This window comes from Leucobacter denitrificans (genome assembly GCF_014396385.1).
Taxonomy (GTDB): domain Bacteria; phylum Actinomycetota; class Actinomycetes; order Actinomycetales; family Microbacteriaceae; genus Leucobacter; species Leucobacter denitrificans.
This window is the reverse complement of sequence record NZ_CP060716.1, coordinates 557,117-572,377: the sequence shown is the minus strand read 5'-3', so window position 1 is coordinate 572,377 and position 15,261 is coordinate 557,117. Positions and strand designations below refer to the sequence as shown.

At 56.1% G+C, this 15,261-nt stretch carries 12 protein-coding genes and 1 tRNA gene; 12 read left to right on the top strand and 1 reads right to left on the bottom strand.

The annotated features are described in order from the left end of the window. Positions 1-16: 16 nt before the first annotated feature. From H9L06_RS02735 to H9L06_RS02710, 6 genes are all read left to right on the top strand, one after another. Positions 17-1,270: a glutamate-5-semialdehyde dehydrogenase gene (locus H9L06_RS02735; RefSeq protein ID WP_187555741.1), complete on the top strand. Its 1,254-nt coding sequence runs from the start codon at positions 17-19 to the stop codon at positions 1,268-1,270. A 59-nt stretch (positions 1,271-1,329) separates the two neighbouring features. Then, positions 1,330-1,542 carry a hypothetical protein gene (locus H9L06_RS02730; RefSeq protein ID WP_187555740.1) on the top strand — a complete coding sequence of 71 codons (213 nt, stop codon included), beginning with the start codon at positions 1,330-1,332 and terminating at the stop codon, positions 1,540-1,542. A 29-nt stretch (positions 1,543-1,571) separates the two neighbouring features. Beyond that, a complete protein-coding gene (nadD, locus tag H9L06_RS02725; protein ID WP_187556310.1) occupies positions 1,572-2,147 on the top strand; it encodes a nicotinate-nucleotide adenylyltransferase in 576 nt (191 codons plus the stop codon). Next, positions 2,140-3,531: a hypothetical protein gene (locus H9L06_RS02720; protein WP_187555739.1), complete on the top strand. Its 1,392-nt coding sequence runs from the start codon at positions 2,140-2,142 to the stop codon at positions 3,529-3,531. Before nadD ends, H9L06_RS02720 begins: the two co-directional genes overlap by 8 nt. A 26-nt stretch (positions 3,532-3,557) precedes the next feature. Next, positions 3,558-3,932, top strand: coding sequence for a ribosome silencing factor (gene rsfS / locus H9L06_RS02715; protein ID WP_246454460.1), 375 nt, complete (start codon positions 3,558-3,560; stop codon positions 3,930-3,932). A 78-nt stretch (positions 3,933-4,010) separates the two neighbouring features. Beyond that, positions 4,011-4,086: transfer RNA gene (locus H9L06_RS02710), tRNA-Ala, on the top strand. A 108-nt stretch (positions 4,087-4,194) separates the two neighbouring features. Here the strand turns inward: H9L06_RS02710 and H9L06_RS11715 are convergent. Further along, positions 4,195-5,556 carry a helix-turn-helix transcriptional regulator gene (locus tag H9L06_RS11715; RefSeq protein WP_246454459.1) on the bottom strand — a complete coding sequence of 454 codons (1,362 nt, stop codon included), beginning with the start codon at positions 5,554-5,556 and terminating at the stop codon, positions 4,195-4,197. Between the two features lie 407 nt (positions 5,557-5,963). On the opposite strand from H9L06_RS11715, the gene H9L06_RS12020 reads away from it, so the two are divergent. From H9L06_RS12020 to H9L06_RS02675, 6 genes are all read left to right on the top strand, one after another. After that, positions 5,964-6,917: an AraC family transcriptional regulator gene (locus H9L06_RS12020; RefSeq protein WP_187555738.1), complete on the top strand. Its 954-nt coding sequence runs from the start codon at positions 5,964-5,966 to the stop codon at positions 6,915-6,917. Positions 6,918-7,481: 564 nt separating this feature from the next. Beyond that, positions 7,482-11,078 carry a hypothetical protein gene (locus H9L06_RS02695; RefSeq protein ID WP_187555737.1) on the top strand — a complete coding sequence of 1,199 codons (3,597 nt, stop codon included), beginning with the start codon at positions 7,482-7,484 and terminating at the stop codon, positions 11,076-11,078. A 138-nt stretch (positions 11,079-11,216) separates the two neighbouring features. Beyond that, positions 11,217-12,029, top strand: coding sequence for a DUF5819 family protein (locus H9L06_RS02690; protein ID WP_223165212.1), 813 nt, complete (start codon positions 11,217-11,219; stop codon positions 12,027-12,029). Next, positions 12,022-13,200: an HTTM domain-containing protein gene (locus tag H9L06_RS02685; RefSeq protein WP_187555736.1), complete on the top strand. Its 1,179-nt coding sequence runs from the start codon at positions 12,022-12,024 to the stop codon at positions 13,198-13,200. The genes H9L06_RS02690 and H9L06_RS02685 overlap by 8 nt, the downstream gene beginning before the upstream one ends. 112 nt (positions 13,201-13,312) lie before the next feature. Beyond that, positions 13,313-13,726: a Cpe/LpqF family protein gene (locus H9L06_RS02680; RefSeq protein ID WP_187555735.1), complete on the top strand. Its 414-nt coding sequence runs from the start codon at positions 13,313-13,315 to the stop codon at positions 13,724-13,726. Positions 13,727-13,807: 81 nt separating this feature from the next. Next, on the top strand, positions 13,808-15,220 hold the full coding sequence (locus H9L06_RS02675) for a phytoene desaturase family protein (protein WP_187555734.1): 1,413 nt from the start codon (positions 13,808-13,810) through the stop codon (positions 15,218-15,220). Positions 15,221-15,261 lie beyond the last annotated feature (41 nt).

Genomic DNA, 15,261 nt, shown 5'->3' with positions numbered 1-15,261 from the left:
TCGGTACACTGGGGGCATGTCTCACGATGATGCCTTTATGCAACTGTTGTCGCGCGCCCGGAGCGCCTCTAAGGGGCTAGCGACCGCTACAAGCGGTGCAAAGAATCGAGCTCTCGAGTCAATTGCGCAGGCAATCGAAAACTCTGTCGCTGAGATCGTCGCCGCGAATAGGCAAGATCTTGAACGGGGAGTGCAGAGCGATATGGCCGAGGGCTTACTCGATCGGCTCACCCTCACTGAAGAACGCATTCGTGGTCTCGCGAGCGCGGTGCGAGATGTCATTGCGCTTCCGGACCCAGTTGGTGAGGTCGTACGCGGTAGCAAGCTGGCGAACGGCATCACGATCAATCAGGTGCGGGTGCCATTCGGTGTCGTCGGGGCGATCTATGAGGCGCGGCCTAATGTCACGGTCGATATCGCTGCGCTCGCATTGAAGAGTGGCAATGGCGCGGTGCTTCGCGGTGGATCGGCGGCGGAGCAGTCCAATGCAGTGCTCGTAAAGCTCATTCAAGATGCGATTTCTGCAGCTGGCTTGAATGGCGACGTTGTGCAAACCATTGATGAGTTTGGGCGTGATGGCGCCGAGCGACTCATGCGTGCGCGCGGGTTCATTGATGTGCTTATTCCGCGTGGTAGCGCGGGCCTCATTGCTTCCGTTGTTCAAAACTCAACGGTACCGGTGATCGAGACCGGTTCTGGAGTCGTGCACGTGTACGTAGATGCAAGCGCCGATGCTGACATGGCCGAGTCCATCGTGGTGAACGCGAAGACGCACCGGCCTAGCGTGTGCAACGCGGCCGAGACTTTGCTTGTGCACAAAGATGCCGCAGAGCGCTTGTTGCCGCGGCTTCTGGGCGCTCTCGAGACCGGCGGAGTTGCGTTGTGGGGTGATGAGCGGGCCCGATCCACTTCGGAAAATCTGCGATCGGCGACTGATGAGACCTGGGCGACCGAACATCTCGCGCTAGAAATGGGTGTGAAGATCGTCGACTCGATTGACGAGGCGATCGCGCACATCGACCGGTTCTCAACGCATCACACCGAGGCGATTGTGACGAGTGACTTCGCCAATGCCGAGCGCTTTCTCGCTGAGGTCGATTCAGCTGTGGTTATGGTGAACGCTTCCACCCGATTTACTGACGGAGGCGAGTTTGGTTTCGGCGCAGAGGTTGGTATTTCGACCCAGAAGATGCATGCGCGCGGCCCGATGGGGCTTGCAGAACTCACAAGCACGAAGTGGCTTGTGCGTGGCACTGGGCAGATTCGCTAGCTGATAACGGTAGACTGAACAACAACCTATTTACTTTCGAGAACAGATCAGGGGTCTTCATGTCATTTGCAGCCACCATTGCAGCAGCTTCTGAAGGTGCCAGCCACGTTGTGAACGAACTGCCAATGCCTGCATTCCTCTTTGGCGCAATCGTGCTCGGGATCTTCGTGGTTCTAGCGATTGCTACGTACTCATTCCGCGATGTCGCGAACCGCCATGCCGAGAAGGCAGCCGCATACGCTCGCGAGCACGGTGAGGCGCAGCAGCACTAATCGTGTCAGCACGGCGACGCGTGGGGGTGATGGGCGGCACCTTCGATCCGATCCACCACGGCCACCTCGTCGCCGCCAGCGAGGTAGCAAAGAGCTTTGATCTCGATGAGGTCGTCTTTGTGCCTACCGGCCAGCCATGGCAGAAGATACACGTGTCTGAGAGCGAACATCGCTACCTCATGACCGTCATTGCTACCGCATCAAATCCGCAGTTCACTGTGAGCCGCGTTGATGTGGATCGCAAGGGGGCAACATACACGGTAGATACTCTTCGAGATCTCCGAGCACAAATGCCCGATGCAGAACTGTTCTTCATATCGGGCGCAGACGCGGTCGAGCAAATTATTGGCTGGAAAGACGTTGAGAAACTCTGGGACTTGGCGCACTTCATCGCCGTTTCTCGACCAGGACACGACTTGTCGCTGTCCGGACTTTCGAGTGATCACGTAAGCTTACTTGAGATCCCTGCACTCGCAATTTCGTCAACTGATTGCCGGGAACGCGTGTCGCGGGGGTACCCGGTGTGGTATTTGGTGCCTGACGGTGTCGTGCAGTACATCGCCAAGCACGGTCTATATTCCGAGGAAGCAACGAACAATGAGTGAGCAAGATCAAGAACGACCGCTAACCAGGCGCGAGCTGCGTCTGCGTCAGCAGGCAGCGCAACAGGCGGCTGAGCAACGTGGTGATGAGAACGCTCAGGTCGCTGCGGCTGGCGTTGAGCCGACCACTCCCGCAATTAGCGACGTAGAAATTGAGATTGATCCGTTCAATGCAGACGGGTCGCCGCGGACACGGCGCGAGCTTCGCGAATTGAGAGAGGCCGCTCTTGCGGAACTCGCTGCGGAGCGCGCTTCGAAGCTTGCTGAAGAAGGCGTCGACGGGCCTGAAGAATCTGAGGAGGCTCGGGAACTTGAAGAGCCCGAGACACCGGACACGGTAGACGAACCAGTAGAAGAACTTACATCTCGCGATGACGATGAAGCGCCGGCCGACGAGTCTTCAAGCGCCGTAGTACCTAGCGAAGATGAAACCGGCGATACCGCGGACGACGAACAGTTCGATGACTCATACGGCGCTCCGACCGAGGCTTTTTCTCTAGAGGATCTCATTGAGGCGACCGAGGCCCCGGCGCAGTCCGGTGGCACTGACGCAGTTGCGGCTCTCTTCGCCGACGAAGAGACCGAGTCTCCGGAAGATGCGACAGATTCAGAATCGCCTGTGGAGGAGCCTGAAGCCGAATCTGCTCCAGAGCCAGAAATCGAGGCAGAGCCTGATTTGCCAGCTGCCGCAGAGGAAGACTCTGACTCGGATCTAGGCAGTGAAGAAGGTGACGAGGTCGCCGACGAGCTGGCTGAAGATGTTGAGCGAGTCGAAACTGAGGATTCGTCCGAGGGAGACTCCGAAACTGCTGATGAGTCTCAGACGGGTGGGTATTCGTTCCCCGACATTCAGCCGCCAGAAGAATGGCGCTCGGTTTTCGATGATCCCGCACGCGGTGAACAGATCACGTCGTCAGATAGTTCAGGCGACTTCGACGACCTCATTTCTCGTGCGGTCGCGCAAGAAGGCAGTACCGGACGCACTGGTGCGTCAGCACTCATCCTGCCGTCACACCCCGGTGACACAGGCGGGCTTGCAGGGCCGCTCGGCGCTACGGGTGAACTATTTGTTACTGGCTCGATTGATCTGCCGAAGTCACTGGGCGAAACCGGCGGCCACGCCGCTGTGCAGAGCCCACAAGTTGTAGATCCATATATCTCTGGTGACCACCCAGACTCATTGGCTTCGGCCTCTGACTCTGGATCGATGCCGGTTTCGGCACTGGATGCGGTGAGCGCGAGGCGCCGCCCAGAAATCCCAGTTGTTGCTGAACCAGCGAAGGAAAAGAGCAAGGCCCCACTCATTTTGGCTATTTCGGGCGGTGCACTCATCGTGGTGCTCGCCGGTGCAGTCATATTTGCGGCAACGCAAGGATTCTTCGGATAGACACAGAAATTGTGAAAGGTACATACGTGACAGAAACACGCGATATTACGGCAGATCTCAAGATTGCTGTGCGTGCCGCAGACGCAAAGGGAGCAACGGCCCCTATCGCGCTGAATGTATCTGAGCTCTTCGGGCTCGCAGATGTGTTTCTCATCGTCTCGGGTAGCGTTGAGCGCAATGTACAGGCGATTTCTGATGAGATTGAAGACCAGTTGAACGCTGCGGGTCTTCGTACGATTAGGCGAGAAGGTCGTGAGAGTGGCAGGTGGATCCTGCTTGATTTCGGTGACATCATCGTGCATGTTTTTCACCAGGAAGAGCGCGAATTTTATCAGCTCGAGCGGTTGTGGCACGACTGCCCAGCACTTGAAATTTCGGAGATGCTGGAGGGCGCAGCCTAGCCTCACGAATTGGTTTCATTACTCGTGAATGGTAGGCTAGAGGAGTTGTCGGGCGAGCATTCGCCCGACTTCCTTACTGGGTCCGTGGCGCAGTTGGTAGCGCACCTGCATGGCATGCAGGGGGTCACGGGTTCGAATCCCGTCGGATCCACCAAGTTTCCTTTCGCTAGTCTTTATGACTAATTTTCGTCACTCGAGTGCGTGCACATTCGCGGAACCATGAGTTACGTTGCTCAGGACTACTGTCACACCGTGCCGCTATCTACTTGGGTTGAGAGTAGAACCCTCTGCGCCCAAGCTCGGCAACGGCTTCGCTGCGTTTACCTACCCCCAACTTTTTGTAGATGCCGTGTGCTTGGCTTTTTACTGTGCCCGTAGCGACTCCCAGATGCGTGGAGATTTGGGTCAAAGTGCGCGCGGTCGAGAGCTGGTTTGCTATTTCTATTTCACGTTTCGTGAGTTTCGGCAAGCGCGTATCCAAGAATTGAAAGCTTTGAGCCGTTGACGGCTCCCGATTTTCTTGAAGCCGGTTTATGAGCGGCACACATGTGATGTCTTCGTTGGCAAGGAACTCGAAAAGTTGAACGATGTCGTGCTCGAGCAGCGACATAAATATGAGTGCGGTGTCATTGGGGTGAATGAGATGGAGTGCGTCAACACCATCTAGAAGAGCCTGAGTAGGGTTGCCGAGCTTAAGATTTGCGATTGCTCGACGAAGTAGAACCGGGCCAAGTGTCCAGAGACTGTGTCTTGATCGAATCCGCATACAGGCATTCGTTGCTTGAAGGGCTTCGACGTATTGTTGTCCACGAATGTGCGCAGTTGCCCGGAGGTAGCCAACGCAAGCAAAATGCGTTTCTGAGGATGATTCTCCTTCTATCTCTCGAAGCGCAAGCTCATATTCGCCGCGTCCAATATGAACTAGCGCTTGCAAATGTAGCGCGAACTGCAAAACCAAGCGAAGCGCAAACTGGCGTTCTGCACCAGACAGGATTTTTGCTAGGTATGCGAGTCCTTCGTGCGAGTTACCGAGGAGGATCGCTCTGGTCGCTTTTGCGAGTAGCGATAGAGAACTGAGCATGGCGTCAGCATTCACAATGTTCTCGATGTGGAGAATAAGCTCATCCATGCGCGCGACATCTTGACGCGTGAATGCGACCTGGAACTCAGCGGTTAGGGCGACGAACTCAGCAATGCCTGCGCTATCGCTGCTTCGCCTGAGCACTGTACCTTCAACTCGCATTCTTTCCAGAGCAGCGTCAGCGGCCTCAAAATCTCCACTTTGTGCCAAGACAGAGGCTTCCAGTGCGTGTGCACGATAGATCCATTCCGGCTCTTGGCTATCTTCCGCATCCTCTCTGATTCTTCGCACGTGAGGCATTGCATGAATTGGAATACCTGACGCTAAGTAGACGGTTGCTAACGCGGTTTCGAGAATGAAGCCTGCGTTGTTCCCAGGCGCGAGCGTATCGTCGTCTTGGAATCGTGTGGCCTTCTTTGCAATGCTTAGGGCCGCTTCCAAGCGATTGGTACGCACATGAGCCATCAATACTCCAGCAACCACGAGCCGCCGAACGCCATGACCGAATTCGGAGATACGAGTCAGCTCTAATGAGCGAAGCATAGTGATTTGGGTAGTTCGAGGCCTGGTGTAACCGTTGAGGCTCCGGAAGCCGCTCACGAGCAACGCCGCTTCGATGTATCTTGCCCGAACGCCGCTCGGAAGCGTTTGGGGCCTTGAAAGTGATTCGCCAGTGTGTCTCGGAGGGTGCGTGGCTGCTTGTAACGGTGGATCAGTTGTCACGTATTTGCTCCAGTCTGTGCCAAATGACTCTCGAATAGGATCACCCATCGAGATCGAGATCACACGGATTTGCCGAAATCGGCAATCTGAGCTCGTTTCTCGCACGGTTGAGAAAGAGTTTAAATTCGGGCAAAAAGCAGGATTCTGTCTTTAGTTTCACTCGAGCCAGAGGAGCATAAACTTCAACGATTTTGGGGGCTGTGGAGGAAGGAAGACGAAACACTCTCATGACGGCATTGAAACGCGAGATAGATAGAAGTCTCTTGTTCAAAGGGAAAGAACTCTTTCACTCGGAACATGTTCTAACATCCCGAGAAATTACAGTAGATAGAAAGCTTGCTGATTTCCTCGCAGTCTCGAACCTACGACTTAACTCGCTTGCAGAGACGCAGCCACTTCGTTTGCGAGTAACTGCGTTCTCAAACCTGTGTTTCATTCACCAGCGTGGCCCGAGTTTAGAGCTCGACTGGCATCGAAATGCAAATTCTATTGGCCGCGCTGTCATTGTGGTCGTCTTCGCTGGTGGTTTGACAATCGGCAGTAGTTATATTGGGACGGGCCAGTACGCATTGATTCCACCGGGTGAAACCCTGGTTAGGGCATCCACACAGGACTGCGACAACGACATTCTCGTGATCAGTTTCGGAGCTCATAAGCTCGAAGGGTTACAAATAGGATTGTCCGCGGATGAGAACCAAGAACTGCTTTGGATCTCGGAAATCGACTCCCACTACTTGAGACCGTTTCTCTCATTCATCATTAGTTTGTGCGGACTTGACTTTTCTCCAACGGATCGAATCGGAACTCTGCAAGATACTTCTCGCACGATTGTTCGTGCACTGGTCAGAGTAGCCGTTGGGGCCGCTCCAGAGAACAGACCAATCTATGAACGGGCAGTAGGAATTCTGGAAAGTGAGTATGCAAATATTCACCTAAATGCTCCTCTTGTAGCGGCCCGACTCGGTGTCTCGACAAGAACTATGCAGACTGTTTTCGAGCGACGTGGTGAGACCGTTTCTCGAAATTTGAGGTCTATTCGAGCCCGAGCGGCGATTTCGACCAGGGCAGCGAACCCCAGAATGCCACCAATCGTGGTCGCGAAGCTGTGTGGATTTGGCTCCGAGTCGGCTATGTATCGCGCGATCCGCGAATATGCACGGCCCTCGCTTAAAACTAGCTAATAGCCGAACTCCCGAGTCCAAGCCCGTGAGGCTGTCGTGCGTTTTGCGCAGAAGAGGTAGCAGTTTTGGCAATTCGGATCTTAGGGGTTACCGATAGTGGTTTGCTGACTTGCGTCCGGAAGCTGGGAGGTGGGCTTTCGGAGATCGGCAACATCCGGTCCAAAGTTGGAAAATCATAGGAGAAGTGAAGGCATGGCGAGAGCCAAACAAAGAAAGAGCCTGACTACAGCTGTAGTAGCGGGCATGATACTTGGTGGTGTCAGTTTGCCCCTAGTCGCGGGGAGCGCATTCGCGTCCCCTATGCAGCCTTTAGCAGCAACAGACTGCATCGCAAACGCTCAGCTAATCGGAGCACTTCAGGCATATCCGTCCTCGATCGGTGTGAGGTCTGATTCGGAGCAGCGAACTGCCTTGGTACTGCAGGTACCCACTGGAACCACGATCTCCGAAGCGTGGACCAATGGAAAGCTCCAAGGGGACAGTTCTCATACCTACTGGGCAAAACTCAAGTACGCCGAGGACATCCAGAGCACGGTTGATAATGCTTGGGGCATCGTGAGTACGGTGAACGACGGTGATATTGACTACATCACGGTGAGCATACGTTCGGACCAATTGTCGGACGGAGAAGAAGGTGTCGGCCTACAGCAAATGAAGTTTGTGCTGAGCGACGGCACAGAGCTGATTCCAGACGAATACCCGGTAGATAGGGTTCGAGTAACTGGGGAGAACGCGCGTCCCGCGGTCGTGGCGCAGTGGGACAAAATGCCTTGGATGCAAGCTCCCGGCCACGTAGGCCCGAATGCTCAGACTAGCTGGGGCAATATTGTGGAAACTGGCCCGGGTGAGGGTGGAAGTGTTCCTGCTGGTAGGTTCATTATTCATGCCTGGAATACCGAAGCAGACAAGAAGCTAAACGCGAATTTCTTCTGGCAATTCGTGAAGGTGAACCCGGATGGTTCACAGGTTCGAATCGGCGAACCCACATTCGGTCAAGGCGCGGACAACGAGTGGAACAAGAACGGTAAAGGCACAACAATCGCTGCTTTGACAGGGCAGCAAGACGTTGCTTTCGAGGAGCCAGGTTATTACAAACTCATGGTCTGGGCCGTAGGCCCTGCCACAACCCTGGAGAACGATGATCTGAGTGCGGCAACTCAGTCAGGCGACGCCTTCATCAACTTTGATCCGATCGGGTTTGGCCCCAACCAGCCAAATCCCGACTGCAAGACCGGTTCTGCTGATTCGAATGTGAATGCTTCGGCGTCGGCTGCGGCAGATTCGAACGCGAACGCTGCAGCAGTTGCTGCCGCGATGGCAAATGCTGACACGCAGGCTTCGGCGGCTGCTGACTCTGACGCAAATGCTGCAGCACAGGCCGCTGGCAGTGTTGTAGCTGACGCTTCGGCTGACGCTTCAGCTACGTCGAACGCTGCTTCGGCCGCTGCAGCGCAGGCTGCGGCGAACAGCATCGCGGATTCGGACACGAACGCTGCAGGTTCTGCTGCTGCTGACGCGAACGCTGCTTCTGCGGCCCAGGCCGCTGCGATTGCTGAAGCTTCGGCTAACGCATCGGCCGAAGGCGCAGCCGAGGGCACTACCGAGGCTGCAACTGAAGGTGTTACCGAGGCCGCTGCCGAGGGTGCTACCGAAGCTGATGGCGAGGCTTCGACCGAGGGCGCAACTGAGGGTGAGGCTTCGACCGAGGGTGAGGCAGCTTCGACTGTTGCTGCCGAAGGCGCAACTGAGGCCGCTGCCGAAGGCACAACTGAAGCCGCTGCCGAGGCTGAGGCTTCGACCGAGGGCACAACCGAAGCTGAAGCATCAACCGAGGCTGAGGCCGCAACCGAGGGTACTGCTGAGGCTGAGGGGGAGACCTCGACCGAGGGTGCTACCGAGGCAGCTACTTCGGCTGATGCGAATGTGAATGCTTCAGCGTCGGCTTCGGCTGATTCGAACGCGAACGCTGCCGCGGTTGCTGCTGCGATGGCGAACGCTGATACGCAGGCTTCGGCTGCTTCGGACTCTGACGCAAATGCAGCAGCACAGGCTGCCGGCAGTGTCGATGCTGACGCATCGGCAGATGCATCGGCATCGAGCGAAGCCGCTGCTTCTGCTGCCGCTCAGGCAGCTGCAAACAGTGTTGCTGATTCCGACACCAACGCTGCAGGCTCTGCCGCTGCCGACGTGAACGCTGCAGCAGCTGCACAAGCCGCTGCGATTGCTGAGGCTTCGGCTAACGCATCGACCGAGGGTGCAACTGAGGCCGCTGCCGAGGGCACTACTGAGGCTGAGGGGGAGACTTCGACCGAGGGCGCAGCTGAGGCCGCTGCCGAGGGTACTACTGAGGCTGAGGGGGAGACCTCGACCGAGGGCGCAGCTGAGGGTACTACCGAGGCTGCTGCTGAGGGTGCTACTGAGGCTTCGACCGAGGCAGCTACTTCGGCTGATGCGAATGTGAATGCTTCAGCGTCTGCTTCGGCTGATTCGAACGCGAACGCTGCTGCGGTTGCTGCTGCGATGGCGAACGCTGATACGCAGGCTTCGGCTGCTTCGGACTCTGACGCAAACGCTGCAGCACAGGCTGCCGGCAGTGTCGTTGCTGACGCATCGGCAGATGCATCGGCATCGAGCGAAGCCGCTGCTTCTGCTGCCGCTCAGGCAGCTGCAAACAGTGTTGCTGATTCCGACACCAACGCTGCAGGCTCTGCCGCTGCCGACGTGAACGCTGCAGCAGCTGCACAAGCCGCTGCGATTGCTGAGGCTTCGGCTAACGCATCGACCGAGGGTGCAACTGAGGCCGCTGCCGAGGGTACTACTGAGGCTGAGGGGGAGACTTCGACCGAGGGCGCAGCTGAGGCCGCAACCGAGGGTACTGCTGAGGCTGAGGGGGAGACCTCGACCGAGGGTGCTACCGAGGCAGTTACTTCGGCTGATGCGAATGTGAATGCTTCAGCGTCGGCTTCGGCTGATTCGAACGCGAACGCTGCTGCGGTTGCTGCTGCGATGGCGAACGCTGATACGCAGGCTTCGGCTGCTTCGGACTCTGACGCAAACGCTGCAGCACAGGCTGCCGGCAGTGTCGTTGCTGACGCATCGGCAGATGCATCGGCATCGAGCGAAGCCGCTGCTTCTGCTGCCGCTCAGGCAGCTGCAAACAGTGTTGCTGATTCCGACACCAACGCTGCAGGCTCTGCCGCTGCCGACGTGAACGCTGCAGCAGCTGCACAAGCCGCCGCGATTGCTGAAGCATCGGCTAACGCATCAGTTGAAGGCGCAACCGAGGCTGAGGCTTCGACCGAGGGCACAACCGAAGCTGAAGCATCAACCGAGGCTGAGGCCGCAACTGAGGGTACTACTGAGACTGCTGCTGAGGGTGCTACTGAGGCTTCGACCGAGGCAGCTACTTCGGCTGATGCGAATGTGAATGCTTCAGCGTCGGCTTCGGCTGATTCGAACGCGAACGCTGCTGCGGTTGCTGCTGCGATGGCGAACGCTGACACGCAAGCTTCGGCTGCTTCGGACTCTGACGCAAACGCTGCAGCACAGGCTGCGGGCAGCGTCGTTGCTGATGCTTCGGCTGACGCGTCTGCTACGTCGAACGCTGCTTCAGCTGCCGCGGCGCAGGCTGCTGCGAACAGCGTCGCTGACTCGGACACGAACGCTGCAGGCTCCGCTGCCGCTGAGGCGAACGCTGCCGCTGCTGCGCAGGCCGCCGCGATTGCTGAAGCGTCGGCTAACGCATCAGCTGAAGGCGCAACCGAGGGTACTACTGAGGCCGCTACCGAGGCAACTGCTGAGGGTTCGAGCGAGGCAGCGACGTCGACTGAAGCACAGACCGAGGCTTCGTCAGACACGAACGGCAACACATCGGGTGTTTCTGCGAATGCTGAAACATCAAGCGTGGCGAATGCTTCAACATCGGGTGCAACAAATGAAGGCGCCTCCGAAACGGGAACTGCTACCAACGCAAACGCCCAGGGGAGTGCTTCCCCTGAAGGCACATCATCAGGCAAGGGAACCAGTGAAGGCCTAGCTAAGACTGGTGCGGGAAGCACCACCTTGCTTGGATCACTGGTCGCAGGAGCCCTCGCAGCAGGCGCAGGCCTGCTCGGATTCGCGAAACTCCGCCGCAACCGCAATGAGCTAGAAGCCAAGTAAAGCTTCTGGCTGGACCAGAAGCACAATCTGGTCACACCGTCTCCGGTGCTGATTGAGAAATTCACACTTTCTCAATCAGCACCGGAGACACCAATCGTTAAGTAAAAACCACCATCCAACGCTCCCAAGGAACAACAGATGACCGACCACGATCCAACAGATCTGCGTCATAGCCGCAGTCAGAGAACTCGACCACTCACAAGACTGGGATCGACACTTCTCGTACTCTTTGCAGGTTGGCATATATTCGCGTCATTCTTGTGGATCTCGCCGTACTCCGAGCTTCGCACCATCGTTCCCGGAAACGCGCTTTCTACCTATATGCTCCCTTGGTTCGGTCAAAGCTGGAGCGTCTTTGCCCCCGAGCCAATTAACGGGGACTACCGACTCGAAGTTCGGGCGATTATTGATACCGGAAGTGCAACAGCAGATTCAGAAGGCTACGAGGCAACCGACTGGGTCGACGCGACAGAAGTAGAAATCTCAAAAGCGCGCTACAACCTATTTCCGCCTCGAGCAGCAATCCTCTCAACCCAGCAGGCAACAAAACTGCTGAATTCCTGGAAAGAACTCAAACCTGAACAGCGCGAAATCGCGGCTCTTGGCTACTACGAAGGCGACCGGTGGCTCGCGAGAATGCACGACGCAATGGTTGAGTTTGGAGACGAACAAAAAGTTACCAACTACATCGTTCAAGAGCGGTACACAACTGCATATGCCACCCAGGTCGCATACGCGGTATGGGGTGAAGAGAACGTCGGGCAAGTCCAGTTCCGCGTATCACGTCAAAACATTGTGCCGTTCGCGGAACGCCACAACCCAGATGCTGAACGACCCGCGCCACAAATAGCAAACACAGGGTGGCGAGGAGTGATCGTGCTGTCAGGCCAATCAAACGAAGACTTCGAAAAATCATTCATGGCGAGTTACCGAGGTGTCGAAAATGACTAACCAGACACTAGACAAGGACAGAAGAGCAGCGACACTTTTCGAGGGCGTTTGTTCACTTCTCGCGCAGACAACTAGCAACGTCTCGCGTTCTCTGCGACATGTACTTGAACTCAGCGAAGGGTGGTTAGTTGACTCCAAGAAGGCCCTGTATGGACTTGCAGTTGCGCGGATACTGCTTGGAGCTATGATCATCGGTTTTGCCTTATCGAATTTCTCTACCATTCGATATACATTCGGCCCAGGTGCCGCATGGACGGGTCAACTTCTTTACCCGACGAGTTCGTTCGCGACGATCTTCCCCTTCAACATTGTGAACGCTGCTGCTCACACCGACTGGGGAATTACTCTTGTGACCTGCGGACTCATAGTGTGTGCGTTTTTCTTCATGATCGGGTACCGCACAAGAATCATAATGATCCCACTATTCGTTCTGTGGGTCGGGTTCATGAGCATAAACACCTACGTACAAGACCAGAGCGACAACCTCACCCGAATGTCGTTCATATACCTGTTCTTCACCGCATTGAGCGATCGCTGGTCACTCGATGCCCGGCGACGCGAAAAATTCGCGAACCACAACGGCGCGAAAGCGAAGCAGCTATGGCGATTCCAGCAAGTTCTCCCCGCCCCCTTCACGAATCTGCTTCACAACTTGGCCGTAGCGATTTTGATCTGCCAATTGTGTTTCGTATACGCCTCAGGAGGACTCTTCAAAGCGGGAGGCGCTCCCTGGCAAAATGGGACCGCAGTTTATGACCCCATCCAAACCGAGCGATTCGGCACCTGGCCTGTTTTGAGCGATCTGGCGACGGCGTGGGGACCCGGTGTAGCAATCGCCACCATCGGAACCGTGCTCGTCCAAGCAACATTTCCATTCCTGATGCTCAATCGCTTCACCAGAATCTTTGCAATCATCGTCATCCTCTTCTTCCACATCGGCATCGGCATACTGATGGGCCTACCGTGGTTCTCACTCTCAATGGTTGCGCTCGACGCAATATTCATTCGTGATCGCAGCTGGAAGAAAGTGGCGATGCTCGTGCGGACGGCGTTCAAACGAGAGCTTCAGAATCATCATGCTGTCAATGAGGAAACACTCATGGAACAAAGCAGCTATTCGACTCCTGCACCTGCACCTGCACCTGAACCTGTACCTGAGCTCGTGAGATAGCTCACCCAAGCTTAACTGTCTGGCAACTCGAATCTCGTTCGATGCTCACTCAGTTCTACCCCTGACCGTTCAACCCGTTATCAACATAGCCATCAATCATGGAGGAAAATATATGTCGTTTCAAAAGTTTCTCGCTCCCGCAGGACTCGCCCTTGCGCTCGTCTTGACAGGATGTACGGACGGGAATGGTGCTCAGGACAAAGAGGTCAACTTTCCAAGTTCAGAACTTGGCAACCAAGCAAGTTGGGTGGTCTCTCAACTGAACTCTGAGCAGGGAGTCTCGGTCGAAGAACTAGAATCACGACTCTCTGACAAAGTCACGGAACAAATGAGCGCTGAAGAGCTTGGTTCCGTGCTTGAAAGTGACGTCGTGCCCGACGGACCTTTCACACTAGTGAGCTTTGAAGAGAAAGACGGAAAAGCACTTGCAGGTTTGAAGAATGAATCGGGCGAAGTGCTCCATATGAGCATTGCGGTCGACTCTGCCAACGGAAAGATCGATGGTGTCTACTTCAAAGCTGAGTAGATTCCTTCATCTAAATCAGATGACACAAAACTCGGTGAAAGCAGCGCGCAATGCGAATCCAGAGCATTAATTGGCCGCAGCATGAAATGCTGTAGATCAGTGGACGCAGTCGTAGTTGGGGCTGGCCCCAACGGACTCGCTGCGGCCTTGACATTGGCACAAAGAGGCCTTGAAGTTCAGCTGTTCGAGCGCGCAGGCGAAGTCGGCGGTGCATGCAGAACTGAGACCTGGGGTGACGGCTATCGTTCTGACTGGGGCGCTGCAGTGCATCCGATGGCTTTGGCCTCGCCATTCTTTAACAGCATTCAGCTTGCTGAACGACTGAAATTCTTCATGCCGGAGATATCTATAGCGCACCCATTGGAAAACAGAGCCGCGCTGGCTTGGAGATCCCTCGACAAGACCTCGCACGGATTAGGAGCCGACGGAGTTGCGTGGCGTACCTTAGTTGGGGGATTGGCACGCAACTCCGAATCAGTAGTGTCAAGTGTGCTTGACACGCCACTGCGGTTGCCCTTCCAGCCCAAAGCTGCAATGCAGCTCGCAAAGTCATCCCTTTTGACTCGGTGTGGAGCAGGGCTGAGAACTGAAGCAGGTCGAGCACTGTTGGCTGGAATCGTCGCGCACTCTGTGGGCGTACAACCGCGGTTAGGTGTCTCGGCGGCCGGAGTAGTACTTGCTTCTCTCGCACACAGTGTCGGCTGGCCAATACCCGCTTCAGGCTCAGGAGCTATCACGCAACTGTTAGCCCAAGACTTCTTGCAAGCAGGTGGCGTGATACATCTCAACGAGCACATCACGAAGTTGAGCGATTTGCCACACGCGAAGGCCTATCTGTTCGACACCTCCGCGTCAGACATGGTGTCTATTGCTGGCGACCGAGTCACCACAAGATATGCAAATGCGGCGGCAAGGGTCACGCCGGGGGACGCGGTAAGTAAAGTCGACCTCGTTTTGGAACAACCAATACCCTGGAAAGACGAACAGGTCGGACGCGCGGGAACTGTTCACGTCTGTGGCACCCAACGAGATGTGAGACTTGCAGAGTATGAGGTAAGCAAAGGACGACATGCGGAGAACCCCATGATTGTGCTCTCACAACCCTCGGCATTCGATGCTTCCCGCGCCCCGTCAGGTAAGCATGTAGTCTGGGCATACGCACATGTCCCAGCTGGATCGAACCTTCCACAAACCGAAACAATATTGCGGTCACTTGAAAGGTTCGCCCCGGGAACTCAAGATCTCGTGGCCGCCACAAGATCCACTACTGCGCGAGAAATTGGTACTCGAAATCCGGCTATGCCGGGCGGCGACTTTGCCTCGGGGGCGCTGACGCTCAGACAGGTTGTAGGCAGGCCAGTGCTGAGCGCCAACCCTTGGCAAGCGGGCAACGGGATCTACCTCTGCTCTGGCGCAGCAGCACCGGGACCCGGAGTTCACGGAATGGCCGGACACAGGGCGGCAGTGTCAGCGATCAAGAAAGTTTTCCACTGAGCCTCACCCTGCACGAAACGATAGATGGCCTGACTGCACGA

What these genes read in the sequence shown, in the direction of transcription:
- H9L06_RS02735 (WP_187555741.1), top strand. Translation starts at nt 17, where the DNA reads ATGTCTCACGATGATGCCTTTATGCAACTGTTGTCGCGCGCCCGGAGC.
- H9L06_RS02730 (WP_187555740.1), top strand. Translation starts at nt 1,330, where the DNA reads ATGTCATTTGCAGCCACCATTGCAGCAGCTTCTGAAGGTGCCAGCCAC.
- nadD (WP_187556310.1), top strand. Translation starts at nt 1,572, where the DNA reads ATGGGCGGCACCTTCGATCCGATCCACCACGGCCACCTCGTCGCCGCC.
- H9L06_RS02720 (WP_187555739.1), top strand. Translation starts at nt 2,140, where the DNA reads ATGAGTGAGCAAGATCAAGAACGACCGCTAACCAGGCGCGAGCTGCGT.
- H9L06_RS11715 (WP_246454459.1), bottom strand. Translation starts at nt 5,556, where the DNA reads ATGCTTCGCTCATTAGAGCTGACTCGTATCTCCGAATTCGGTCATGGC.
- H9L06_RS12020 (WP_187555738.1), top strand. Translation starts at nt 5,964, where the DNA reads ATGACGGCATTGAAACGCGAGATAGATAGAAGTCTCTTGTTCAAAGGG.
- H9L06_RS02690 (WP_223165212.1), top strand. Translation starts at nt 11,217, where the DNA reads ATGACCGACCACGATCCAACAGATCTGCGTCATAGCCGCAGTCAGAGA.
- H9L06_RS02685 (WP_187555736.1), top strand. Translation starts at nt 12,022, where the DNA reads ATGACTAACCAGACACTAGACAAGGACAGAAGAGCAGCGACACTTTTC.
- H9L06_RS02680 (WP_187555735.1), top strand. Translation starts at nt 13,313, where the DNA reads ATGTCGTTTCAAAAGTTTCTCGCTCCCGCAGGACTCGCCCTTGCGCTC.
- H9L06_RS02675 (WP_187555734.1), top strand. Translation starts at nt 13,808, where the DNA reads ATGAAATGCTGTAGATCAGTGGACGCAGTCGTAGTTGGGGCTGGCCCC.